Origin of the sequence: Bradyrhizobium sp. NBAIM08 (genome assembly GCF_020193935.1) — a bacterium.
GTDB classification, from domain to species: domain Bacteria; phylum Pseudomonadota; class Alphaproteobacteria; order Rhizobiales; family Xanthobacteraceae; genus Bradyrhizobium; species Bradyrhizobium yuanmingense.
On the sequence record NZ_JADYVR010000005.1, the window covers coordinates 421,684 to 445,691 of the forward strand.

Here is a 24,008-nt window from a genome sequence, read left to right on the forward strand (position 1 = left end):
TCAGAATCCATTGCGGAGCAGCGTCTGCAATTCAGCCTTGCTGAGCTCGCCGAGTCCCAGCGTCTGGAGCGTTCGGCCACCTCGCGCAAAATCTTCGCCGCAGACCGCGCCGCCGATTGACAGAAACGCTTTGGCCAGCGGTGTGTCCACGCCAGCGAGGCCCGCGACGGACACCAGCAGCGACAGCCCAAGCCGCAGATCCTCGCGCATGTAACGGTGCTCTGTCAGCACGATCCGCTCGCGCCAATCACCGGAATCGGTCAGTCGGTCGTGCGAGCCGCGGCCATACATCCAGATCTCGCCTTCCCTCGCGTAGTGATGAGCCAGCGGGAAATGTGGCGCGCCGTAGCCGAGTGCCTCGCGCACTGCGATGCGTTCTGCGTCGAGCGCGTCAGTGACCCGGCGGATCGCGGCTTGCGTACCTTCCTTGTGAATGTCCCAGCGCTCGAAATGTTCGATCGGCCCTGCGTTCATCACGATCAACGGCGGGTGAATGATCGGACCTGCGTTCATCAGGGCGCCCGACAGCGCGTCTCCGCATGTCTCGATCGCGTCTGGGAGAGCGCGCCCGATCACTGCGAGGGCGTGGGGCGCCTGCTCGAGCGGGAACACGCCGACCGGGAGCCGCTTGGCGCGGATGGTGATCGCGACCTCGAACGGTCCGTGCTTGCGGGTCAGCCACGGAAGCGTGCCCGTTTCGGCAAAGCTGGCCTTGGCATTGTTGCCGGCATCTCGGGCCGCCTGGGCGAAGATCATCGAGCCGAACGTCGCTGGCGGCAGAAACACGACCTGACCGTCCCGCAAATGCGGCGCGAGCAGGCGAGCGATATCTGCTTGAGCGAAGGCCGGAGCCGGGCACAGGATCAACTCCGTGCCTTCGACGGCGTCCGCGATGTCGGTCGTGACCAGCGCCAGCTTCACGTCATGACGGCCGTTGTGATCCTTGACCAGGATGCGCGAGCCGGCGGCGCGATGCGCTGCGACCTGATCGGCATCGCGGCGCCAGAGCCGCACCTCGTGCCCCGACAGCGCAAAATCGCCCGCGGCCGCGAAAGAGCCGTTTCCCCCACCCAGAACTGCGATCTTCAAGATGCTTCTCCTTGCGCCCGTGACTGCGCATCAAGCTGCTTCAGCAGGAAATGCTGGACCTTGCCCAGGGCCGTCCGCGGCAGGTCGTTGACGAAGACGATCTCGCGCGGAATTTTGTAGCGCGCGAGTTGCGCCTGAAGATGCGCCCTCAATTCGTCCGCCTCGAGCCGGCAGCCGGATCTCGCAATGACATAGGCGACCGGCACCTCGTCCCAGCGCGGGTCCGGCCGGCCGATCACGGCGCATTCGCTGACGTCGGGGTGTTCGAGCAGGACGCGCTCGACCTCGGCCGGGTAGACGTTTTCTCCGCCTGAAATGATCATGTTCTTCTTTCGGTCGCGGACCCAGAAATAGCCGTCGGCATCGCACAGGCCGATATCACCGGTGCGATACCAGCCATCCTGCAGCGCCTCGCGCGTTGCGGCGTCGTTTCCCCAATATTCAAAGAACACGTTGGGACCGCGCACCGCGATTTCGCCCGGCGTGCCCGCGGGCAGTTCTTCGCCGGCCTGGTCGATCACCTTTGCCTCGCAGCACAGGCCGGCAAGGCCGGTCGATGCCGCGCGCGAAAGATCGCCGCCAAGCCGCGTGTAGACGGCGATCGGGCAGGTTTCGGTCGAGCCATAGACCTGAAGCACCGGGACGTCGCGCGCGACGAAGCGCTCGATCAGGTGCGGCGGTACGATGGTCGAGCCGGTGGCGACGGCCTTGAGTGAGGAAAGATCAGCGGTCGCCCAGGCGGGATGCTCACTCACCGCCTGAAGGATCGCAGGAACCATCACCGTGAGTGTCGGCCGTTCCCCTTCAATGGCCGCAAGCGCGGCGTCCGGCGTGAAGCGCGCATGGACCGTGACGGTCGCGCCCAGCTGCAACGCCGGCGTAGTCTGGATGTTGAGGCCACCGACGTGAAAGAACGGCAGCACGGTCAGCACGTGGTCGTCGGATGTCATGTTGTGCATGTGCTGGCTCATGACGCCGTTCCAGAACAGCGCCTCCTGGCGCAGCACCGCGCCCTTGGGTCTTCCCGTCGTGCCTGACGTGTAGACGATGAGCAGCGGGCTGGAGAGGTCGGTGTGTGGATTTCGGCTCGTGCCGTCACCGCGGACCAGCAAATCTTCGAATACCGTGCCGCGAGGCGGCGTGAAGTCGAGGCCGACGACGGATGTCCCTGCCGCGGTCTGCCCCAGCTCGGCAAGCACTCCGGAAAACGCCTGCTCGAGCACCAGGACCTTGGCGCCGGCATCACTGAGAATGAACAGCTGCTCGGCGACGGCCAGTCGCCAGTTCAGCGGCACCAGCATCGCGCCGAGGCGCGCACAGGCGTAAAGCAGAACCAGATAATCCGGCCGGTTCAGGCTTAGAATCGCGACGCGATCGCCGCGGCCGACGCCAAGCGCCTGTTTCAAGGCCGTGGCCGTTTGCTCGATGCGTGCGGCGAATGCCGCATAACTCAGCCGCGTCCCTTCGAAGGCAATGGCCGTCTTGTCTGGCGCGAACGCCGCGTTGCGGTCGATCAGGCTACAGAGGTCCACGGTCAGTCGTCCGTTTCACCGGCCTCGTACAGTGCTTCGCGCCCGATCCGGTCGAGGCAGAGCTCGGCGGTCCAGGGCAGCATCAGCGAGCCGCAGCGGCTGTCCCGATAGATCCGCTCCAGCGGCAGCGAGCGAAGCATGGCCTGACCGCCGCAGGTGCGGATCGCGAGCGCGGCGAGCTCATTGGCGCCCTCCATCACCGAATATTGCGCGGCGTAGGCGCGCAGCACCTGCTCCTTGCTCGGATTGGCGCGCGCCTCGGTCACGGCCTGGAACCAGATTGCCTTGATCTGCTCCAGCTTGATCTGCATCTGCGCCACCGCGATCTGCTTGGTCGGGTACATCCGCCGCTTGACCGACGGCATGCCCGGGACCTCGCCGCGCAAGTAACGCAAGGTGAAGTCGTAGGCGGCTTGCGCCAGGCCCATATAGGTCGGCGACAGCGTCAGGAACATGTGCGGCCAGCGCTGAGCTGCCTGGAAATACACGCCGCGCGGCATCAGCGCCGAATCTTCCGGAACGAACACGTCCTTGAACAGCAGCGTCCGCGAGACCGTGCCGCGCATGCCCAGCGGATCCCATTCACCGACGACCGAGACGCCTTCTGATTTGGCTGATATCGCCAGGTAAAGCGTGTTGCGGCGCGACGCCTTCTCGCCTTGCTCGATCTCGGTGCAAAGCACGCCGTAATAGTCGGCGTGGCCCGAGAGCGATGCAAAGATCTTCTTGCCGTTGACGATCCAGCCACCCGCGACCGGCCTTGCTTCGGTGCCAAAAGCAACGCCGCCGGCAGCGGCAGCTCCACCTTCGGAGAAGGGTTGCGAATAGATCGCCCCGTCCTCGACGATCCGCTTGTAGTGCACCGCGCGCCGCCGCTCGTGCTCGGCACGGGTGTCCGCGTCCATGTCCAGATCGTCGGCGAGCGGACCCGACCACAGGGTCGAGCAGACATGCATGTTCCAGGTCAGCGCGGTGGCGCCGCAATAGCGGCCGATCTCGGCCGCCGCCAAGGCATAGGTCTGGTAATTGGCACCCAGGCCGCCGTGCCTCTTGGGCACGGCGATGCCGAGCAGGCCGACGCGATGCAAATCGCGGTAATTTTCAGTCGGGAAAGTCGCCTCACGATCGTAAGTGGCGGCGCGACCGGCGAACACGGTCTGGCCGATCTCTCTCGCGCGGCTGATGATGCCGGCCTGCTCGTCGTTCAAGCGGAATGCAGTGGGATCGAAGATCGGCGCATCCAGCGCGACCTTGTCGGTCGCGCCAATCGTCTTGCTGACTTGCATGGTCATCGCGCAGTTACCTTAGGCTTTGGTCGCGAGCGAGTTCAGGAACCGGCCGAGAGCATCGTCGAAGGCCTCGGGGCGTTCGAGATTGGCGAGATGGCCGACGCCAGGCAGCTCGACATATTCGGCCCCCGGGATATAGGTCGCCGTCTTTGCCATCATCGGCGCGGGCGCGTTGTTGTCCTTTGAGCCGGACAGCAACAGCGTGGGAACGGAGATATTTCCGAGCGTGCTGCGTTGATCGAAGCCGATGAGAGCCAGCATCATGGCGCGATAGCTCGCTTCGGGCACGCTCCCCATGCATTCGCGGGCAACCTCCATCCCGTTCGGATCGGGATCGTCGCCGACGAGCTCCTTCACCAGGGAGGGGGCCAGCGACTTCATCGTCTCCCCGCGATCAAGCGGTCCCAGTCGCGCTGCGATGAATGATTTCTGCCAGTCGCCGTCCGCCTTTCCGAACGCAGGGCTGGTCTGCGCCAGCACGACTGCGCGTGCCAGCTTGGGGGATTGAACCAGCCACTTCTGAACGATCATGCCGCCGATGGAATGGCCGACCAGAACAGGTCTGCTGACGCCAAGTTGCGCGATGAACTGCTGGAGCGCCTCCGCCAGGGCAGCGATACTGACGCTCGCAAGCGGCGCCGATCCTCCATAACCGGGCATGTCCCATGCGATCGCGCGGAAGCGGTCGCCAAATGTCGCAAGCTGCCGCCGCCAGGCCCGCGCCGCGCCGCCGATGCCGTGCAGGAAGATCAGCGGTATCGCGTCCGGATCGCCCGCGGCTTCGTAGGCGAAGCGTCCGTCCTTTGTTATCATTGGCACAGGCTGCGACACGCGACATCCTTCTGCTGGCCCCTCGATGCTAACAGGCCTTTCGAGGATGGAAAGCGATAATTTTATACTTAAAGCAATTTTCGGGCCGTCGCTCATGCCGCATCATTTGCCGACCAAGCGCCGCTTTCGTTGCAAAAACTTGAAGGTTAAAATATATCGAACACTGGTCACGATATCCGAGGGAGCCAGCGCATGTCCGGATTGCCGCATTCCCCGCACGCGCTGGTCACCGGTGGCGGGCGCGGCATCGGCCGCGCGATCGCGTCCGCTCTCGTCGGCGCCGGTGCGACCGTGACCGTGCTTGGCCGGAACGCGGCGGTTCTCGACGAGGCGGTCAATGCAGGCGCCGCGCACTTTACGGCTGTCGCTGATGTCTCGGACGAAGCGTCTCTGAAAGCCGCGATCGCCGGGGCAAGTGCGCGCAAGCCGATCGACATCCTGATTGCCAATGCGGGCAGCGCTGAATCGGCGCCGTTCGCGAAATCGGACAGTGCGCTCTTCAGCCGGATGATGGATGTCAATTTCATGGGCGTCGTGCATGCCGTCCAGGCCGTGCTGCCGGGCATGAAGGATCGTCCCTACGGGCGCATCGTCGCGGTAGCGTCCACCGCAGGCCTCAAGGGCTACGCCTATGTCAGCGCGTATGCAGCGGCCAAACACGCCGTGATCGGCCTCGTGCGTTCCCTTGCCCTCGAGATGGCTGGAAGCAACGTCACCGTGAATGCGGTGTGTCCCGGCTTCACCGACACCGATCTCGTTGCCGGCAGCATCGACAACATCATGAAGAAGACGGGCCGGACCCGCGAGCAGGCAATTGCCGAGCTCGCGAAGCACAATCCGCAAGGACGCCTGGTCACGCCTCAGGAGGTCGCAGACGCGGTTCTCTGGCTGTGCGGGGAGGGCGCGAGCTCGATCACCGGACAGGCGATCGCAGTGGCCGGTGGCGAAGTCTAGCCTGCCTGGCAGGCGCGGAAAAAGAAAGCCAAGGAGATCCCATGAGCAGACCAGCCAATCCCGTCACCGTGCCGCTTGCGGATTACTCACCGCAGCATTTCCTGCTCGCCGTGGTCGACGGCGTTGCGACGGTGACGCTCAACCGTCCCGAACGAAAGAATCCGCTGACGTTCGAGAGCTATCGGGAACTGACCGACTTCTTCCGCGCCTGCGCCTTCGACGACGCGGTCAAGTCCATCGTCGTGACGGGTGCCGGCGGCAATTTCTCGTCCGGCGGCGACGTGTTCGAGATCATCGGCCCGCTGGTGAAGATGGACACCAAGGGTCTGACCGCCTTCACGCGCATGACCGGCGACCTCGTCAAGGCGATGCGGGCCTGTCCGCAGCCGATCGTAGCCGCGGTCGAAGGTATCTGTGCCGGGGCCGGAGCGATCATCGCGATGGCGTCTGATATGCGCCTTGCGGCGAGCGGGGCCAAGGTGGCGTTCCTGTTCAACAAGGTGGGGCTGGCTGGTTGCGACATGGGTGCTTGCGCCATCCTGCCGCGGATCATCGGGCAGTCCCGCGCCTCCGAGCTGCTCTACACCGGCCGGTTCATGACGGCGGAAGAGGGCGAGCGCTGGGGCTTCTTCAGCCGTATCGTCACCCGGGAGCAGGTGCTGCCCCAGGCGCAGGTTCTGGCCAAGCAGGTCGCGGAAGGCCCGACCTTCGCCAACACCATGACCAAGCGGATGCTGGCTATGGAATGGGCGATGTCCGTCGAGGAGGCGATCGAGGCAGAGGCCGTGGCTCAAGCCCTGTGCATGACAACGGCGGATTTCGAGCGAGCCTTCGAGGCTTTCGCCAGCAAGGTCAAACCGGTCTTCAGGGGCGACTGAGCCGGTCGTAATTATCTGCAGCCAATCCAGCGAGGGGGACTGGCGGGGGATTATTTTAGGTTTAAAATAATTTCATTGCCGCCTGCGTGAGATGAAGCTCGCCAATCGCGCGATGATGTCGCCGATGCGCATGTATTCGGGTTCCGCGACAGCGTGCGCGACCGGCAGGATCTCCAGGAGCTGAGAATTAAGGCTAAGCCCAAGACCCGGGCCGAGCTCAAGACGGAGGCGACAAAGCCGCTTGCGGCGGAGTGACCGCCCGTGCGACGTTAACCCATTGCCTGCGGTTCGAGTGGAGTTAGGGCGATGAAGGCGATTATCGTCGGTGGCGGTATCGGTGGTCTCACGACGGCTTTGATGTTCCGCTCGCGCGGCCTGGATTGCGAGATCTTCGAGCAGGCCGACACCATTCGCGAGCTCGGCGTCGGCATCAACACGCTGCCGCACGCGATGCGGGAGTTGGCCGGCCTCGGCCTGCTGCAGAAGCTCGACGAGGTCGCGATCCGCACCGATCAGCTCTATTATCTCAACCGCCATGGCCAGGAGGTCTGGCGCGAAGCTCGCGGCATCGACGCCGGCCACGATGTGCCGCAATTCTCGATCCATCGCGGCCGGCTTCAGGGCGTCATCCATCGTGCCGTCGAGCAGCGGTTGGGCCGTGAGGCGATTCACACCGGCTGCCGGCTCGGCGCCTTCACGCAGGACGAGGGCGGCGTCACCGCTTACTTCTTCGATCGCGCCGGCGCCCATGTCCACACCGCGCGCGGCGATATCCTGATCGGCGCCGACGGCATTCACTCGCGCGTCCGCGAGACGCTGTTTCCGAACGAAGGGCCGCCGTGCTGGAACGGCCTCATGCTGTGGCGCGGTGCGCGCGACTGGCCGCTGTTTCTCACCGGCAAATCGATGATCGTGGCCGGCGGTCTCAATGCCAAGGTGGTGATCTATCCGATCGCGGAAGGATCGAGCCCGGCGAGCCGCCTGACCAATTGGGCGGTGCTGGTGAAGGTGGGCGAGGGCAACGCGCCGCCGCCGCGGAAGGAAGACTGGTCGCGGCCGGGCCGCCGCGAAGAGCTGATGCCGCATGTGACTCGCTTCTCGGTGCCCTATATCGACGTGAAGAGCCTGATCTCGGCAACGCCCGAATTCTACGAATATCCGACCTGCGATCGCGATCCCTTGCCCTATTGGTCATTGGGCCGGGTCACGCTGCTCGGCGATGCCGCGCATCCGATGTATCCGGTTGGATCGAACGGCGCCTCGCAGGCCATTCTCGACGCGCGCTGTCTTGCGGATGTGCTGGTGCGCGCCGAACACCCGCGACAGGCCTTGCTCGAATACGAGAAGAAGCGTCTGCCGATGACGGCCGAAATCGTCCGCTCCAACCGGCGCGGCGGGCCGGAGGGCGTTATCGACGCCGTCGAGCAGCTCGCGCCCGACGGCTTCGACAATGTCGACAACGTCCTGAGCTATTCCCAGCGCGAGGCCATCGTGCGCGGCTATGCCACCAAGGCAGGTTTCGCCGCGGTGCCCGGACTCGCGGCGGTGCGCGCCTGAAGCGTGATGCGATTGGGAGGAATCGTCATCGCGCTTTAGGGTTCTTGTTTGAGCATGATCTTTTCGGAAAACCGCTACGCACTTTTCCGGATCATGCTCTAGCCGCCGGGCGGCGGCGGCAGGAAGTGGATGTTGAACTCGGCGGCCATCGCCACGACGTCCTCGGGCTTCTGCTCCTTCATGTTGTGGAGACCCCAGAACAGGTCGAACAGCTTGCGGCTCGGCGAGACCCAGAACAGCACCTTGGCGGTCTGCTCCGACTTGTTGAAGATGCCGTGCGGCACGCCCATGCCGAGGCGGATCAGGTCGCCTGCACTGGCCTGCGCCTCCGAATTGCCCAGCATGAAATCGAGCTTGCCCTCCAGCATGTAGAGATACTCATCCTGGTCGGGGTGAATGTGCGGCGGCACGAAAGTGCCCGGCGGCAGCGTCGCGTGCCAGGAGAAGCTGTTCTCGGCGTAGCTCTTCGGCACGTAGGTCTGGCCAAGGATGTTCCAGGAAATACCCTGGATTCCCTCATTGGCCCGCGTGATGCCGGTGATTTCGCTCTTCATTGCAGTCCTCCCGTAACGCGCTGCGTGGCTATTGTTAGAGCATGATCATTTTCGGAAAACCGCTGCGCACTTTGCGCTAGTGCGGCCCTTCGGGTCCGGATCATGCTCAGTTCGCCGCCTTGCAGTCCTTGGCATAGCGGTCGCCGTAATTCTCGAACACCTTCTGCACGATCTCGGTCTGGAACTTGCCGTCCGGACGCTTGGCGACCTTGGTCAGGTAGAAATCCTGGATCGGATAATTGTTGTTGTTGAACTTGAAGGCCCCGCGCAGCGAGGTGAAGTCGGCCTTCTTCAACGCGGCGCCAACGGCCTCCTTGTTGGAGAGATTGCCCTTCACGGCCTTCACTGCGCTGTCGATCAGCATCGCGGCATCATAGGCCTGGAAGGCGTAGGTGCCGGGAACGCTGTTGTAGGCGGCCTCATAGGCGGCAACGAACTTCTTGTTCTGAGGATTGTCGAGATTGGGCGCCCAGTTCGCGCCACCGAACATGCCCACCGCCGCATCCTGCTGTGCCGGCAGGGTCGATTCATCGACCGTGAAGGCCGAGAGCACCGGAATAGTATCGGCGAGCCCGGCCTGCCGGTACTGCTTGACGAGATTGACGCCGAGGCCGCCCGGCATGAATGTGAACAGTGCATCGGGCTTCTGCGAGGAAATCTTGGAGAGCTCCGGCTGGAAATCCAACGTGTTCAGCGGCATGTAGGACTCTTCGACGATCTCGCCCTTGTAGTCCAGCTTGAAGCCAGCCACCGAATCCTTGCCCGCCTGATAGTTCGGCACCATCAGGTACATCCGCTTGTAGCCGCGGTCCTGCGCGACCTTGCCGAGGATCTCGTGCACCTGATCGTTCTGATACGAGGTCACATAGAAGAACGGGTTGCAATCCTTGCCGGCGAAGGTCGACGGACCGGCATTGGGGCTGATCAGGAAGGTTTTCGACTCCGTGATGGGCCGGTGGATGGCCTGCAGGATGTTGGAGAAGATCGGCCCGACCACGAAGTCGACCTTCTCACGTTCCAGAAGGCCCTTCACCTTGGTCACCGCAGCATCCGGCTTCAGCTCATCGTCGACGACGACGACCTCGACATCGCGGCCACCCATCTTGCTGCCGAGATCCTTCACGGCGAGGGCGAAGCCGTCGCGAACCTGCTGGCCCAGCGCTGCGGCGGGCCCCGATAGGGTCACGATCACACCCAGCTTGATTTTTTCCTGGGCGAGGGCAGGGGTCACCACGGTGCCAAGTAGCATCGCAGCTGCGGCCAAGGTTATTTTCGTCTTCATGATCTGTCCCTCGTGACGATTGGCTTGCGCTGCAAGCCACGTACTCCAATCCAAAGCTTATGCCGATGACGGCGGCCGCGGCAAGCCGAGCGCGGGGCGTCGCATCCTGCGGGCAGCGATGCATGCAAGCTGCGCGCCAATTATTTGAAGCCTAAAGAAATTGGCGTGCGGTCGATTGTTGCAGCTTTGGACTTGCGGCCGGCTCGGATTTATTTGAAGCTCAAAACGTTGGGGGAATCCGCCCGCGCCAATGCCGGCCGTGAGTGACTGCATCGACATGCTCGATTCTGAGACCAAGGCCGTCGAAACACCGGAGGACCACGCCGAAGAGCTTCGGCTGTGGCTGCGGCTATTGACGTGCACGACGCTGATCGAGGGCGAGGTGCGCGGCCGGCTGCGGCAGCGGTTCGACGTCACGTTGCCGCGTTTCGACTTGATGGCACAGCTCGACAAGGCGCCTGACGGCATGACCCTGTCAGATGTCTCCAAGCGCATGATGGTCTCGAACGGCAATGTGACCGGGCTCGTGGAGCGCCTGGTGGAATCAGGCCATCTCGACCGGCGGACCTCAGACACCGATCGCCGCGTCCAGGTGATCCGGCTGACCAAGCTCGGGCGTGCCGAGTTCCGCAGGATGGCCGCCGAGCACGAGACCTGGATCGCCGATCTGTTCGCCGATCTCTCCCCGAAGGATGTGCGCGAATTGATGCGCCTCCTCGCCAAGACCAAGGCGTCCGCGCAGAAATCGGCCGCCCGCCGCCGGCCGTAGCCTGCGGGCGCGACAGCCCGACACCCTTTGCCGCATGAAAAAGCACGGGATGCCCAAAATCCCCTATTGCGCCGAATTGTTTTAAGCCTAAAATGTTTTCCAGATCGTGCTGCCGGGTGCAATCCATGCTGAAAGGAGCGTGCGATGGCCAACGCCGCCAAGATTCAAGTGACGGGCTCGTCTGACGGCAGCGCCGCGACGGCCCATGTCGACACGTTCGCGCGGCAACATCTGCCGCCGCGCGAGCTCTGGCCCGAATTCATCTTCACGCGGCCGGAGCTGAACTATCCGCCGCGACTGAACTGCGTCAGCTATTTCCTCGATCGCTGGGTCGAGCAGGGCCACGGCGATGCCCCTTGCGTCATCAGCCCAGGCGTCAGCTACACCTATCGCGAGCTGCAGGCGCTGGTGAACCGCATCGCCAATGTGCTGGTTGGCAAGCTCGGCCTCGTCACCGGCGGGCGTGTGCTGCTGCGCTCGGCCAACAATCCGATGATGGTTGCAACTTATCTCGCGGTGATCAAGGCCGGCGGAATCTGCGTGGCGACGATGCCGCTGCTGCGCGCCAAGGAGCTGTCCTATCCGATCCAGAAGGCGGAGATCACGCTGGCGCTATGCGATGGAAAGCTCGCCGAGGAGATGGAGAAGGCGAAGGCTGCGGCACCGGGCCTCGAGCGGGCCGTCTATTGGGGCAATGGCGCGGCGGATTCGCTCGAAGCGCTGATCGCCGATGCCAGTCCGGAGTTCGAGGCGGTCGATACCGCCACCGACGACATCTGCCTGATCGCCTTCACCTCGGGCACGACCGGCGATCCCAAGGGCACCATGCATTTCCACCGCGACATGCTCGCGGTCTGTGACGGCTATGCGCGCAACATTCTGCGCGCCGAGCAAAACGATCGCTTTATCGGCTCGGCGCCGCTCGCCTTCACCTTCGGCTTCGGCGGCGTGCTGTTTCCGATGCATATCGGCGCCTCCTTCGTCGTGCTGGAGAAGACGACGCCAGACGACATTCTGAATGCGATCGAGCAGTACAAGACCACGGTCTGCTTCACGGCGCCGACCGCATACCGCGCCATGCTTGGCAAGCTCGCAGGCCGCGACATTTCTTCGCTCCGCAAATGCGTCTCCGCGGGCGAGACTCTGCCCAAGCCGACATTCGATGCCTGGCTCAAGGCGACCGGGATCAAGCTGATGGACGGCATCGGCTCGACCGAGATGCTGCACATCTTCATCAGCGCGACCGAGGACGAGATCCGCCCCGGCGCCACCGGCAAGCCCGTGCCGGGCTATGAAGCCAAGATCGTCGATGACGAGGGCCGCGACGTGCCGCCCGGAACGATGGGCTTTCTCGCCGTGCGCGGGCCGACCGGCTGCCGCTATCTGGCCGACGAGCGGCAGCGGAAATACGTCCAGAACGGCTGGAACATCACCGGCGACACCTATTTGATGGATAGCGACGGCTATTTCTGGTACCAGTCGCGCTCCGACGACATGATCGTGTCGGCTGGCTACAACATCGCAGGAACCGACGTCGAAGCGGCACTGCTCACGCATCCGGCGGTCGCCGAGTGCGGTGTGGTCGGTGCGCCCGACGAGGCGCGGGGCATGATCGTCAAAGCCTATGTCGTTGCCGCGCCCGGCGTGACCCCTGACGCTCAGCTGGTGGCCGAGTTGCAAGAGCACGTCAAACGCGAGATCGCGCCGTATAAATATCCGCGCGCCATCGAGTTCGTCGCGCAATTGCCGAAGACCGAGACCGGCAAGCTGAAGCGCTTTGCCCTGCGGCAGCTGGCGCAGGCTGCAGTGACGTCCTCAGGCGTCGCCGCGGAATGAGAGAAGGATAGAGAATTGTCTGTGACGACGCCGAAAAGCCCGCAACTCGCGGTCCTGCCGACCGCAGCCGAGGATGGAACGCGCACCAAGGCGCAGATCCTGCAGCCGTCAGGCTGGCCGCTGCCGAAGGGCTATGCCAACGGCATGGCTGCCGAAGGACGCATCGTCGTCACCGGCGGGGTGATCGGCTGGGACGCCGAGGAGCGTCTCGCCGATGGCTTCGTCGCGCAGGTGCGCCAGACCCTGGACAACATCGCAGCGATCCTGGCCGAGGCCGGTGCCCGGCCCGAGCACCTCGTGCGCCTGACCTGGTACGTCGTCGACATGGACGAGTACCTGGCCAATCTGAAGGAGCTCGGCAGGATCTACCGCGACGTCTTCGGAACGCACTATCCAGCGATGGCCCTGGTACAGGTCGTCCGCCTCGTCGAGAAGGCGGCGCGCGTCGAGATCGAAGCCACCGCCGTCATTCCGAGCTGAACTCCGCGGCGATCAGCTCGCTTTGGCGAGCTCGTCGTCTTCGGGCGAGTTGAGATAGACGCCGGATATGGTGTCGACCCAGCAGAGATGATCGTGCACCTTCTTCACGCCCTCGACGTTTTCCGCGGCGACGATCGCGGCTTGCCGAGCGCGCTCTTCGGTGATGACGCCGCTGAGATGAACGATACCGTCGCGGACGATGACGTTCAGCCCGAACGGGCACCAGTCGTTCTTCTCCATGGTGTCGATGATGCGGCTGCGAATGTGGTCGTCGTCCGCGGTCGGATCCGGCACTTCGCGGGCGAGCCCGGCCACGGCCTGTAACAGGTTGGCGCGGGACACGATTCCGACGACCTTGTCGCCGCGCACCACCGGCAGCCGCTTGACGTTGTTTCGCTCCATGAGATCGACGATCTCCGCAAGCGCCGTATCCTCGGTGATGGTCACGGGCAGGTCGGTCATCACTTCCGAGACCTTGCGGCCGTGTTCGTGAACAAAGTCGCTGGCGGATTTGCCCGGACCGAGGATGAACCGCAGCCAGCGCCCGCGCTTGCGCCCAGTGCCGATCTCGCTGCGGCGGATGAAATCTCCTTCCGACACCACGCCCACCAGCTTGCCGGTAGCGTCGACCACCGTGAGGCCGCTCACATGTCGCTTCAGCATGATGTTGGCCGCCTCGACGATGCTGGTGTCGGGGGTAACCGAGATGACCGACCGGGTCATGATCTGGTGGGCGCGCATGGACAACTCCGCTGGCATGTCAATTTCAATGGACAAAGCCTAGTGAATCCATCGGGGTGCGGTTTGACTCAGGTCAAGCGGAGAAAGCTTGCCTTGATTGGCCGATTTTGATCCGTGCCGCGATTTGATGCAGCTCAACGCGCGGCGGAAGCGTCGCCATATCCTGCCGGAGGCGTAGAACGGAAGCCCGCAGGAACAATGAGCCATGAGCGTCGTAAAAATATTTCCACGGGCCGAAGCGCCGCTGCAAGCTCCCGCTACCAGGCCGGCTGCCGGGATTCACGAAAGGATCGCGGGCACGCCGGCTGACTGCACTTGCCCGCAAACAACGGATTCGTATCCACTCGATCGCGCGTTTCATGCCATGCTGGCGCGGTTCACGGGCGGAATCTCGCCTGTGGCCTTGTCGCTCGCCTGGCTCGATTGGGGCGCGCATCTTGCGGCGGCGCCTCAGCACCAGATGGAGCTCTCCCGCAATATCTTCCGCGACTCAGGCCGCTTCCTGGAAGCTGCCGCTCACGCGACATCGCAGGAACCATGGTCCGTCATTCGGCCGCAGGCGCGGGATCGCCGCTTCAAGGACCGGCAATGGGAAGCCGCGCCGTTCAATCTGCTTGCACAGGCGTTTCTGCTCACCGAGCGTTGGTGGCACGATGCCACGACCGGCATACGCGGCGTGTCGCACGCAAATGAGGCCATCGTCGAGTTCTCGATGCGCCAGATGCTCGATATGTTGGCGCCCTCGAACTTCGCCGCCACCAATCCGCAGGTGCTGGAAAAAGCGTTCCAAAGCGGCGGGGAGAACTTCGTGTTCGGCTGGCAGAACTGGTGCAGCGACCTGATGCGTCTGCTCTCCGGCTCGAAGCTGGCCGGGGAGGATCAGTTCGTCGTCGGCAAGACGGTGGCGGCGTCGCCCGGCAAGGTCGTCTACCGCAATAGCCTGATCGAGCTGATCCAGTACCATCCGACGACTGCGCAGGTGCGGCCGGAGCCGATTCTGATCGTGCCGGCCTGGATCATGAAGTACTACATCCTCGATCTGTCGCCGCAGAATTCCCTGGTCAAATACCTGACCGCTCAGGGCTTCACCGTCTTCGCGATCTCCTGGCGCAATCCGGATGCGAACGATCGGGATGTTGCCTTCGACGACTACCGCAAGCTGGGCGTGATGGCCGCGCTGGACATGATCGGGAAGATCGTGCCGGGCCGGAAGATCCATGCGCTCGGCTATTGCCTTGGCGGGACGTTGCTGTCGATCGCCGCGGCGGCCATGGCGCGGGACGGCGATAGCCGTCTCGGCACCGTCACGCTTCTCGCCGCACAAACCGATTTCACCGAGGCCGGCGAACTGACGCTCTTCATCAACGAGAGCCAGGTTGCCTTCCTCGAAGACATGATGTGGCAGCGCGGCTATCTCGACACGACACAGATGGCGGGCGCGTTCCAGCTCCTGCGCTCCAACGAGCTGATCTGGTCGCGGCTCTCGCGTGATTATCTGATGGGCGACGGCTCGCCACCGAGCGACCTGATGGCCTGGAATGCCGACGCCACGCGGCTACCCTATCGCATGCACTCGGAGTATCTGCGCAAGCTGTTCCTGAACGACGATCTGGCGGAAGGTCGCTATCGGGTCGAATGCCGGAGCGTCTCCCTGTCCGACATTCATACCCCGATGTTCGTGGTCGGCACGCTCGCCGATCACGTGGCGCCCTGGCGATCCGTCTACAAGATCCATTATCAGGTCGATGCCGACGTAACGTTCCTGTTGACCAGCGGCGGTCACAATGCCGGTGTCGTGGCGCCTCCGCAGGAGGAGGGCCACTTTTATCAGGTGCTGACCAAGGCTGCCGATGCGCCCTATATCGGTGCGGATGAATGGCTGAAGCTGGCCCCGCGCGTCGAGGGCTCATGGTGGCCGGAATGGACCACTTGGCTGGCGGCACGTTCCGGCGCGCCCTGCGATCCGCCGCAGATCGGACTTGGCGACGCCCTCGGCCTGCCGGATGCGCCGGGGGACTACGTCCACACCTAAGCCTCCGGCTCCGATCTCGGCGTGAGATCCGAGGAGCGGAACGGTTTGGCCTTGTCCAATTTGCGATAGGCCGTTGACGCCTTCCGCAACAACTTCTTCTCGCGTTTGCGGTTGAGGAAGCGATTGCTGGCCTCGATCCCGGCGCCATTCAACGACGCCGCCAGTGCTTGTCCGCGCGCATCGTCGTTCAATTGACCGAGCGACCGTTGTGCCTTGCGCAATTGCTTGAGGATGGACTTTTGCTTCGTCGCCACCCCATCGGCGAACAGATCCGCAAGCGACTCGACCGAGTAGGTCATCCGCTTGTTGAGGAGCCGCAGCTTGTGACGTTTCTCGACATCGAGCTTCTTCAGCTTACGGGCCTTCTTGAGCAGCGTCGTCTCCCACTCGGTCAGCCGCTCCGTCGCATGGTCGGCGAGGGTGCAGCGGCGCAACCGCATCGCTTCCTTGCTGCGGCGGGTCGACCAGGGGCCGCTTTCGATCCACGTCGAGGTTTGCTCGACCAGGCGGCGATACCGCGCCGATTGCAGCGCACGCGCCAGCAGCCGATGGCTCTCCGCGCGTTTCTCGTCCCAACGCTGAAGCTCGGCGACCACCGCGAGCTCGTCGCTACTCTCTGCGACGATCCGCTCGATGGCCACGTCGAGGTCCCGCACCATGCCGAGCTGACTGTTCAGCCATTTCAGTTCGGCCCAGACTTCCGGTCGCACGTTATCGTCGACCATTGGCGAGAAGAAGCGGATGGCAGTCCGCAGATGAGTCAGTGCGATCCGGATCTGGTGCAGCGCATCCGGATCGCCGCGGCAGGTGCCGTCGTGCTGAGCGATCACCGCGCCGAGGTGTCGGCGGGCGATGATGCGGAAGGCCGTGTCGCAGGCCATGCCGGGGCTGAGGCGGGCGGGCAGCGCATTGCGCCGCGTCGCCGGCTTGGCTTCCCCAGTCGCTATCGAGCGCGTGGTGGGTCGCGACTTCCTTGCCCGCATCAGTCTGATTGCCTTGTTTGCCCCTCAGCGATGACGTTCCGGCAGTTCTGAAGCGTCTGCTCCTGTGTCCCGGATGCATCGATGGTCGCCCAGCCGACATGGCCGATATTATAGTGCTCTTGCAGCGCGGCAACCTCCGGCGTGGCGTCCGATGCGTCTCCTCGGCGGCTGCCGATGCGCGCCTGCCGGGTCGCAAGGTCTGCGACCAGGAACAGCCCATTCAACGTCACGTTGCACTTGCGCGCCAGCGCCGCGATCGCATCGCGTTCGTCCTCGCGCGCGAATACGCCGTCGACGATCGCCGAATGGCCCTGCGCCAGCACCCGCCGGGCCTGTTGCACCAGCGTGTCGTAGACGCGGGCCGTGACCTCCGGCGTATAGGCTGAAGGTGGCAGGCGATGGGTGTCCTCGACGGCGAACATCTGCTTGCGGACGAGATCGCTGCGCAGCATGACGGCGCCCGGCTCCGGTGCCACGACCGGCGCGAGCGCGTGCGCCAAGGCGGTCTTTCCGGTGCCGGACAGTCCGCCGACCGCAATCAGACGCGGAGCAGGAGGGCGGATCAGCGTCCCGGCGAGGTCGAAATAACGCCGTGCCTGGTCGACGATGCCGGGATCGTCGGAGTGCGGCGGTTTCAGTCGCGCCAGCGCCACCTGGGCGCGGATCGCCGCCCGGATGGACATGAACAGCGGCAGGGTCGAGAGCGCATCGAGATTGTCGGCCGGCGTCGCGGCGAGATAGCGGTTCAGCACTATGTTTGCCGCGCTCGGCTGGTGGTGCTGCAACAGGTCCATCAGCGTGAATGCGAGATCGTAGAGCACGTCGACCGTCGCCATCTGCGCGTCGAACTCGATCGCGTCGAACAGCACCGGTCGATCATCGATCAGAACGATGTTTGCCAGATGCAGATCGCCGTGGCAGCGGCGCACGAAGCCCCGGCGGCCGCGCTCTGCGAGGAGGGGACGAATACGCAGATAGGCCGCATGCGAAGCCTTGCCGAGTTGCTCGATTTCGTCTGCGCCGACATGGCCGCCGGCCCGCAGACCATTCGTGTTGCCGTCGATCAGGGCCGGAATGGAGGAGACCCATGCCTTTCCGTCGGCGCGCGTCGCCGCCGCATGCGAAGCGGCGATTGCGTCAGCGGCGGCCGAGGCAAGCTTCGCGTCCAGCAGTCCCGCCTCGGCCAGATGATCCAACGTCCTGCTTTCGTCGAAGCGCGACATGTCGACCGCATACTCGATCGGCCGGCCGGCGCCCTCGACCTTCACCGATCCATCCGGCTCTTCCGTGATCGCCACAACGCCATGATAGATCTGCGGCGCCAGGGGCCGGTTGATCCGGATCTCCTCCTCGCAGGCCGCCTTGCGCTTTTCGAGCGTCGAATAGTCGAGGAAGGGAAACCGGACGGCGCGCTTGATCTTCAGCGCACGCTTTGCGTCCAGGAACACCGAGGCGGCATGCGTGTCGATGCGCATCACGCCGGGATGGTCGGTCAGCATCCGAAAGATGCGCTTCTGAGCCGCCGTGTCATCCTTCATCGAAGCGGGCATGGCAAGCACCATCAGGGCGTCAGCACGGCCGCGCCGAGGATCTGGCCATTCCGCAGCATGGCCAGGACCTCATTGGCCTGATCGAGCGGAAACGCCGTCGTCTCGGTCCGCACGCCCGCTTGCGGCGCGACCTTGAGAAAATCGAGGCCATCCTGCCGGGTCAGATTGGCGGCCGAGACCAGCTGCCGTTCCTGCCACAGCAGACCATACGGAAAGCTTGGAATGTCGCTCATGTGGATGCCGGCGCAGACGACGCGACCACCTTTGCGCACGGCGCGCAACGCCGCCGGGACCAGCTCGCCGGCTGGCGCGTAGATGATCGCGGCGTCGAGCGGCTCGTCGGGCACCTGGTCCGATGACCCCGCCCAGACACAGCCGAGACGGCGGGCAAGATCTTGTGCAGCGGCATCGCCAGCCCGCGTGAATGCATGGACGGAGCGTCCCTGCCAAGCCGCGACTTGCGCAATGATGTGGCCGGCGGCGCCGAAGCCATAGAGGCCCAGCCTCTCGGCGGGGCCAGCCAGGACCAGCGAGCGCCAGCCGATCAACCCCGCGCACAGCAGGGGCGCAATCTCCTCGTCGCTGCCGGCCTCGCCGAGCGGAAAAGCGTAACGTGCGTCGGCGATGGTGTGGGTCGCGTAGCCGCCGTCGCGCGTGTAACCGGTGAACAGCGGCGCATCACAGAGGTTTTCCATGCCCTCGCGGCAGAAGCGGCATTTTCCGCAGGTGAAGCCAAGCCAGGGAATGCCGACGCGGTCACCAGGCGCATGTGTCGTCACCTTCGCACCGATGAGGTCGACCCGGCCGACGATCTCGTGGCCAGGCACGATCGGATAGCGGATGCCGGGCAGCTCGGCATCGACGAGATGAAGATCGGTCCGGCAGACACCGCAGGCGCTGATCTTCACCCGGATCTGACCCGCCCCCGGCATCGGGTCAGGCCGCTCCTCCATCTGGAGCCGCGCTCCTGGGGCCGGCAACACCATCGCACGCATGTCTGTCTCCGGGGCGAACCGCTCCGACTGAACTATCCATAGAATGAAGAGGTGGCCAGTCCTTGACGCCAGTCAACGCATGTTCCCCCGGCTGATCGGACGGAGGTTCCTGCGGTTGACGAGGATCAAGGGCCTCGACGACAACCAGCCTATATGGTGGCTCAGGAGAATTCCGATGCCCATCAAGGATGTGTTTCTGCCCCTTGTCGGCCGGCCGCGTGGGCCGGCCCTGGTTGCGATCGAGAAATGCGTTGCCGTGGCCGCCGATCTCGGCGCCAGGATCACTGCGCTCGCGCTCGAGGAAGATGTTTTCGAGCGACCGAGGGTGATGCTGCCTGACGATCGCGAATTGGCGCAGGCCAGCCTCGAGCCGAGCGACACGCAGCAACTGCTGAATGCCTTCACCGATGCGGCTTCGCGCGCCAACGTCCGCGCCCAGAGCCGGTCGGGCAAGGTGCCTGCGGATCAGATCGGAGCGATCCTGGCCGAGCACGCCCGCTTCAGCGACCTCACGCTGGTTCCCGTGAGGTCGCACGACAGTCGAACGGAGACCATCGTGGAGGCGTTGTTGTTCGAATCCGGCCGGCCGCTTCTGCTCTGTCCCGAACATCGCGCCGACGAGCTCAGGCCCGAGTTCGAGAACGTCGTGATTGCCTGGGATCATTCTGCACGGGCCGCGCGTACGGTCGGCGATGCGTTGCCTGTTCTTCAGGCTGCCAGTTCGGTTCGTGTGCTGACCGTGGCGGAGGACGAGACGGACGCGGTCGTCCGATCCGGAACGGCACTCGTCGATCATTTGCGGGAACACGGCGTCTTTGCCTCGTTCGGAACCACGAAGGGGGGCGGCCGCTCGACCGGCAAAGTATTGGGAAGCTGGGCGAATTCCCATGGCATCGATGCCATCGTGATGGGCGCCTATCATCATTCGCGCCTGAACGAGATCGTGTGGGGCGGTGTGACAAAGACCGTCATTGGCCAGCCACCATGCTGGGTTATGATCTCGCACTAGGCGTCTTCTTCCCAGCCGGATCGTTCAATCATCGGAACCGCCGCGGGCGCGGTGCATTTGTTTTCATGTCGACTTATCGTCTGAACAACCTGCTGTCGCCGCGCTCGGTTGCGCTCGTCGGCGCGAGCGCGCGTCCGGCGTCCGTTGGACGCGCGGTCCTGGAAAACATTCGGAAAGCGGGATTCAAGGGGCGGTTTGGCCTTGTCAATCCGCGCCACGCCGAGATCGGCGGCCTCGCCGCGGTGAAGAGCCTGGACAGGCTGGACTTCGTGCCCGAGCTCGTCGTCGTCACCGCGCCCGCGGGCGAGATTCCAGGCATCGTCGAGCAGGCCGGCCGTCGCGGATCTGCGGGTGCGCTGATCGTCTCGGCCGGTCTCGGCCAGGGACCGGGATCGCTGCACGAGGCGACCAGCGCTGCCGCCCGCAAACACGGCATGCGGCTGATCGGGCCGAACTGCCTCGGCATCATGATGCCCGGCGTCAGCCTGAATGCCAGTTTCGCCGCGCACATGCCGGGGGCCGGCAACCTCGCGCTGATCTCGCAATCGGGTGCCATTGCCGCCGGCATGGTGGATTGGGCCGCGCAGCGCGGCGTCGGCTTCTCCGGCATCGTCTCGATCGGCGATCAGATCGACGTCGACATTGCCGATTTGCTCGACCATTTCGCGATGGATCACAAGACCCGCGCGATCCTGCTCTACATCGAGGCGATCAAGGACGCGCGCAAGTTCATGTCGGCGGCGCGCGCCGCCGCGCGGGTGAAGCCCGTCGTCGTGGTGAAGTCCGGCCGCATGGCGCAGGGTGCGAAGGCCGCTGCCACGCATACCGGGGCGCTCGCCGGTGCCGACGCCGTCTATGACGCGGCGTTCCGCCGCGCGGGCGTGCTGCGGGTGTCCGACCTGCGCGAGCTGTTCGACTGTGCCGAGACACTCGGCCGCGTCGAATCGCCGACCGGAAAGCGTCTCGCCATCCTGACCAACGGTGGTGGCATCGGCGTCCTCGCCGTCGATCGATTGGTCGAGCTCGGCGGTATTCCGGCAACCATCTCGACTGACGCGCGCAGGAAGCTTGATGCGGCGCTGCCGCCGACCTGGTCCGGTGCAAACCCCGTCGACATCGTGGGCGACGCCGACGCTGCGCGTTACGCAGCGGCGCTGGAGGAACTGCTGGCCGATCGCGACAACGACGCAGTCCTCGTCCTCAACGTGCAGACCGCGATCGCATCGGCCGTCGAGATCGCCAAGACCGTGACGGAGCTCGTGGCCAAGTATCGCGAGCAACACCGGCGATGGGCAAAGCCCGTGCTGGCGGCCTGGGTCGGCGCCGATCAGCACATCATCCAGGCACTCTCCAGCGCCGGCGTGCCGAACTATCCGACCGAGGACGACGCCGTGCGCGGCTTCATGCATCTGGTCCGGCACCGGGAAGTCGTGGAGGAGCTGACCCAGGTGCCTCCCGCGATGCCCGATACGTTCGTTCCGGATGCCAGCGGGGCGAGAGAGATCGTCACAGCCGCGATCGCGGACGGCCGCCAGTGGCTCGAACCCGTCGAGATCAAGCACCTGCTCGAAGCCTACGATATCGCGATGGTGCCGACCTGTGCGGCAGCCGATGTCGAGCAGGCGGTAGCCTATGCAAAGGACATCTTCGCGCAAGGCGGCACCGTCGTGCTGAAGATCATGTCGCGGGACATCACCCACAAATCCGACGTCGGCGGCGTCGTGCTCAATCTGACGTCGCCGGAGGCCGTCCGTGCGGCGGCGACGGACATTCTTGCGCGAGCGCGGAAGCTGCGGCCCGAGGCGCGCATCGGCGGCGTCATCGTCCAGGCTATGGTCGTCAAGGCAAAGGCGCGCGAGCTGATCCTCGGCCTTGCCGACGATCCGACCTTCGGCACGGTGGTGGTTTTCGGCCGCGGCGGCACGGCGGTGGAGATCATCAACGACAAGGCGCTGGCGCTGCCGCCGCTCGATCTGCAACTGGCCCGCGATCTGATCGACCGCACGCGCGTGTCGCGGCTGCTGAAGGCCTATCGGGACGTGCCGGCGGTGAAGCACGACGCCGTCGCCATGGTGCTGGTCAAGCTGGCGCAGATGGCGGCCGACATTCCCGAGATCCGCGAATTCGACATCAACCCGCTGCTGGCCGACGAAACCGGCGTGACCGCGGTGGATGCCCGCGTCGCGGTCGGGCCGCCACAGCGGAAGTTCGCCGGCTCCGGCCCGGCCAATTTCGCCGTTCGCGCCTATCCATCGCAATGGGAGCGCCGCCTCAAGCTCAAGGAGGACTGGCGCATCTTCGTGCGGCCCATGCGCCCCGAGGACGAGCCGACCATCCACGAATTCCTGCGTCACGTCACGGCGCACGACCTTCGCCTGCGCTTCTTCGCCCCGATGAAGGAGTTCACCCACGAATTCATCGCACGCCTGACCCAGCTCGACTATGCGCGCGCGATGGCCTTCATCGCATTCGAGGAGGCCAGCGGCGAAATGGTCGGCGTGGTCCGGCTCCATTCCGACTCGATCTACGAGACCGGCGAATACGCGATCCTGCTGCGGTCCGACCTCAAGGGCAGGGGGCTCGGCTGGGCCCTCATGCAGCTGATCATCGACTACGCGCGGTCGGAAGGATTGAAGACCATATCGGGCGACGTGCTGCAGGAGAATACCGTGATGCTCGACATGTGCCGGCAGCTCGGCTTCGAGGTCAAGCCGGACCCGGCCGAGCCTGAGATCTGCGACGTCAGGCTCAAGCTCTGAGCGTGTCGGCTACGATTGCGCCTCGGCCGAACTGGCATCATTGGACGACCTGGCCGTCGTCCGCAGAGTCTTGATGATGATCGCGATCAGCGGCAGCAGCACCGGCACGATCGTGCTCAGCGGGTGGTGCACCGCGCCCGACACCTGGGCCTGGAGCGCACGGGCCTCGAGCTGGAGGGCTTCGATGGAGGTGTCGTGAATTTCGTTGGCGAGTTCGATGTCACGCCCCGACGGAGCGCGGCCGGCGATCAGGAAGAGAGCGGCCGCGATGACGAAATTGACGGCGCCGAGGATGGCAGCCGCGGTAATCGCGCTCCAGATCTGCACCAGTGCGAAATAGGCCGACAGCTCCAGCATCAGCAGCCCGAACGCGGCGATCAGCGCCGCGAAGGCACGCAGGCCGAGGCCGATCAGCAAATGGCGCAGCCTGATGTCGGCGATGATCCTGTCGGTGCGCCACAGCACGCGCAGATGTTTGACGACATTCTCGGTATTCACCTAGTGTCTCCTCAGCATGAAGCCGACAACCACGCCCAGCGCGAAGGCAGAGGCGAGCGATGTGATTGGACGCTCCGCAACGAGGCCCTGGAGCGTCTCCCTCTCCTGTTCGACGGTCTCGCCGAGCTCGGCGAGTGCGGCCCTGATCTGATCGGCGAGCGCATCAGTGCGAGCTTTCGAGCTCTCGAACATCTCCTCGCCGGCGGTGCTCAACAGGTGCGTGACGTCGACCTTCAGCGTGCGCAATTCCTCGCTCATCCTGTCACTGTCGAACATGGATTTGGTGTCCTCATTGAATTCAAACGAGCCTAAGACCAGCCCGTGCGATCGCGCTTGATTTGCGTCAAGAGGCGGAGCCCGTTCGGGGTCTTGAGACAAGTCAATCCGGCC

Annotated in this window: 21 protein-coding genes; 9 read left to right on the top strand and 12 right to left on the bottom strand. The window is 64.4% G+C overall.

Going from position 1 to position 24,008, the window contains the following annotated elements:
- The 4 genes from I6F37_RS20020 to I6F37_RS20035 are packed head-to-tail and all read right to left on the bottom strand — an operon-like array spanning position 1 to position 4,741.
- Complete coding sequence (locus tag I6F37_RS20020; RefSeq protein ID WP_225152410.1) at positions 1–1,089, bottom strand: NAD/NADP-dependent octopine/nopaline dehydrogenase family protein; 1,089 nt, start codon at positions 1,087–1,089, stop codon at positions 1–3.
- Positions 1,086–2,621 carry a class I adenylate-forming enzyme family protein gene (locus tag I6F37_RS20025; RefSeq protein WP_225152411.1) on the bottom strand — a complete coding sequence of 512 codons (1,536 nt, stop codon included), beginning with the start codon at positions 2,619–2,621 and terminating at the stop codon, positions 1,086–1,088. Before I6F37_RS20025 ends, I6F37_RS20020 begins: the two co-directional genes overlap by 4 nt.
- A 2-nt stretch (positions 2,622–2,623) precedes the next feature.
- Positions 2,624–3,913, bottom strand: a complete 1,290-nt coding sequence (locus I6F37_RS20030; protein ID WP_225152413.1) for an acyl-CoA dehydrogenase family protein — start codon at positions 3,911–3,913, stop codon at positions 2,624–2,626.
- A gap of 12 nt (positions 3,914–3,925) precedes the next feature.
- Complete coding sequence (locus I6F37_RS20035; RefSeq protein ID WP_225152524.1) at positions 3,926–4,741, bottom strand: alpha/beta fold hydrolase; 816 nt, start codon at positions 4,739–4,741, stop codon at positions 3,926–3,928.
- A 192-nt stretch (positions 4,742–4,933) separates the two neighbouring features.
- Between I6F37_RS20035 and I6F37_RS20040 the strand changes: the two genes are divergently transcribed.
- From I6F37_RS20040 to I6F37_RS20050, 3 genes are all read left to right on the top strand, one after another.
- Positions 4,934–5,695: an SDR family NAD(P)-dependent oxidoreductase gene (locus I6F37_RS20040; protein ID WP_225152415.1), complete on the top strand. Its 762-nt coding sequence runs from the start codon at positions 4,934–4,936 to the stop codon at positions 5,693–5,695.
- A gap of 41 nt (positions 5,696–5,736) precedes the next feature.
- The gene (locus I6F37_RS20045) at positions 5,737–6,573 is read left to right on the top strand and encodes an enoyl-CoA hydratase family protein (RefSeq protein WP_225152416.1); all 837 of its coding nucleotides are present in this window, start codon (positions 5,737–5,739) and stop codon (positions 6,571–6,573) included.
- A gap of 306 nt (positions 6,574–6,879) precedes the next feature.
- Entirely contained in the window at positions 6,880–8,130 is a 1,251-nt protein-coding gene (locus tag I6F37_RS20050; RefSeq protein WP_225152418.1) for a flavin-dependent oxidoreductase, read from the top strand.
- Between the two features lie 98 nt (positions 8,131–8,228).
- Here I6F37_RS20050 and I6F37_RS20055 read toward each other — a convergent pair whose 3' ends face one another.
- Positions 8,229–8,684, bottom strand: coding sequence for a cupin domain-containing protein (locus I6F37_RS20055; protein WP_036007559.1), 456 nt, complete (start codon positions 8,682–8,684; stop codon positions 8,229–8,231).
- Between the two features lie 106 nt (positions 8,685–8,790).
- On the bottom strand, positions 8,791–9,966 hold the full coding sequence (locus I6F37_RS20060; protein WP_225130379.1) for an ABC transporter substrate-binding protein: 1,176 nt from the start codon (positions 9,964–9,966) through the stop codon (positions 8,791–8,793).
- 250 nt (positions 9,967–10,216) lie between these two features.
- Between I6F37_RS20060 and I6F37_RS20065 the strand changes: the two genes are divergently transcribed.
- The 3 genes from I6F37_RS20065 to I6F37_RS20075 all read left to right on the top strand — a co-directional run bounded on the left by I6F37_RS20065 (position 10,217) and on the right by I6F37_RS20075 (position 13,051).
- On the top strand, positions 10,217–10,735 hold the full coding sequence (locus tag I6F37_RS20065) for a MarR family winged helix-turn-helix transcriptional regulator (RefSeq protein ID WP_225130381.1): 519 nt from the start codon (positions 10,217–10,219) through the stop codon (positions 10,733–10,735).
- A gap of 144 nt (positions 10,736–10,879) precedes the next feature.
- Entirely contained in the window at positions 10,880–12,571 is a 1,692-nt protein-coding gene (locus I6F37_RS20070) for a benzoate-CoA ligase family protein (protein WP_225152420.1), read from the top strand.
- Positions 12,572–12,586: 15 nt separating this feature from the next.
- Positions 12,587–13,051, top strand: a complete 465-nt coding sequence (locus I6F37_RS20075) for a RidA family protein (protein ID WP_192893131.1) — start codon at positions 12,587–12,589, stop codon at positions 13,049–13,051.
- A gap of 12 nt (positions 13,052–13,063) precedes the next feature.
- Here I6F37_RS20075 and I6F37_RS20080 read toward each other — a convergent pair whose 3' ends face one another.
- On the bottom strand, positions 13,064–13,792 hold the full coding sequence (locus I6F37_RS20080; protein ID WP_225125662.1) for a CBS domain-containing protein: 729 nt from the start codon (positions 13,790–13,792) through the stop codon (positions 13,064–13,066).
- A 205-nt stretch (positions 13,793–13,997) separates the two neighbouring features.
- On the opposite strand from I6F37_RS20080, the gene I6F37_RS20085 reads away from it, so the two are divergent.
- On the top strand, positions 13,998–15,824 hold the full coding sequence (locus I6F37_RS20085) for an alpha/beta hydrolase (protein ID WP_225152422.1): 1,827 nt from the start codon (positions 13,998–14,000) through the stop codon (positions 15,822–15,824).
- Here I6F37_RS20085 and I6F37_RS20090 read toward each other — a convergent pair.
- Genes I6F37_RS20090 through I6F37_RS20100 form a run of 3 tightly spaced genes read right to left on the bottom strand, consistent with a single transcriptional unit; the run spans position 15,821 to position 19,352 of the window.
- On the bottom strand, positions 15,821–16,807 hold the full coding sequence (locus I6F37_RS20090; RefSeq protein WP_036007545.1) for a CHAD domain-containing protein: 987 nt from the start codon (positions 16,805–16,807) through the stop codon (positions 15,821–15,823). The genes I6F37_RS20085 and I6F37_RS20090 overlap by 4 nt on opposite strands.
- The gene (locus tag I6F37_RS20095; protein ID WP_036007736.1) at positions 16,807–18,345 is read right to left on the bottom strand and encodes a bifunctional aminoglycoside phosphotransferase/ATP-binding protein; all 1,539 of its coding nucleotides are present in this window, start codon (positions 18,343–18,345) and stop codon (positions 16,807–16,809) included. Before I6F37_RS20095 ends, I6F37_RS20090 begins: the two co-directional genes overlap by 1 nt.
- 23 nt (positions 18,346–18,368) lie before the next feature.
- Positions 18,369–19,352 carry a zinc-dependent alcohol dehydrogenase family protein gene (locus I6F37_RS20100; RefSeq protein WP_036007543.1) on the bottom strand — a complete coding sequence of 328 codons (984 nt, stop codon included), beginning with the start codon at positions 19,350–19,352 and terminating at the stop codon, positions 18,369–18,371.
- 175 nt (positions 19,353–19,527) lie between these two features.
- On the opposite strand from I6F37_RS20100, the gene I6F37_RS20105 reads away from it, so the two are divergent.
- Both I6F37_RS20105 and I6F37_RS20110 read left to right on the top strand, forming a co-directional pair.
- Positions 19,528–20,361 (top strand): universal stress protein, encoded by an 834-nt coding sequence (locus tag I6F37_RS20105; protein ID WP_036007541.1) that lies wholly within the window; start codon positions 19,528–19,530, stop codon positions 20,359–20,361.
- Positions 20,362–20,426: 65 nt separating this feature from the next.
- Complete coding sequence (locus I6F37_RS20110; protein ID WP_225152424.1) at positions 20,427–23,120, top strand: bifunctional acetate--CoA ligase family protein/GNAT family N-acetyltransferase; 2,694 nt, start codon at positions 20,427–20,429, stop codon at positions 23,118–23,120.
- A 9-nt stretch (positions 23,121–23,129) separates the two neighbouring features.
- Here the strand turns inward: I6F37_RS20110 and I6F37_RS20115 are convergent, their stop codons facing one another.
- Complete coding sequence (locus tag I6F37_RS20115) at positions 23,130–23,618, bottom strand: phage holin family protein (protein ID WP_036007507.1); 489 nt, start codon at positions 23,616–23,618, stop codon at positions 23,130–23,132.
- Complete coding sequence (locus tag I6F37_RS20120) at positions 23,619–23,894, bottom strand: hypothetical protein (protein ID WP_036007505.1); 276 nt, start codon at positions 23,892–23,894, stop codon at positions 23,619–23,621. It abuts the gene before it with no gap.
- Between the last annotated feature and the right edge of the window lie 114 nt (positions 23,895–24,008).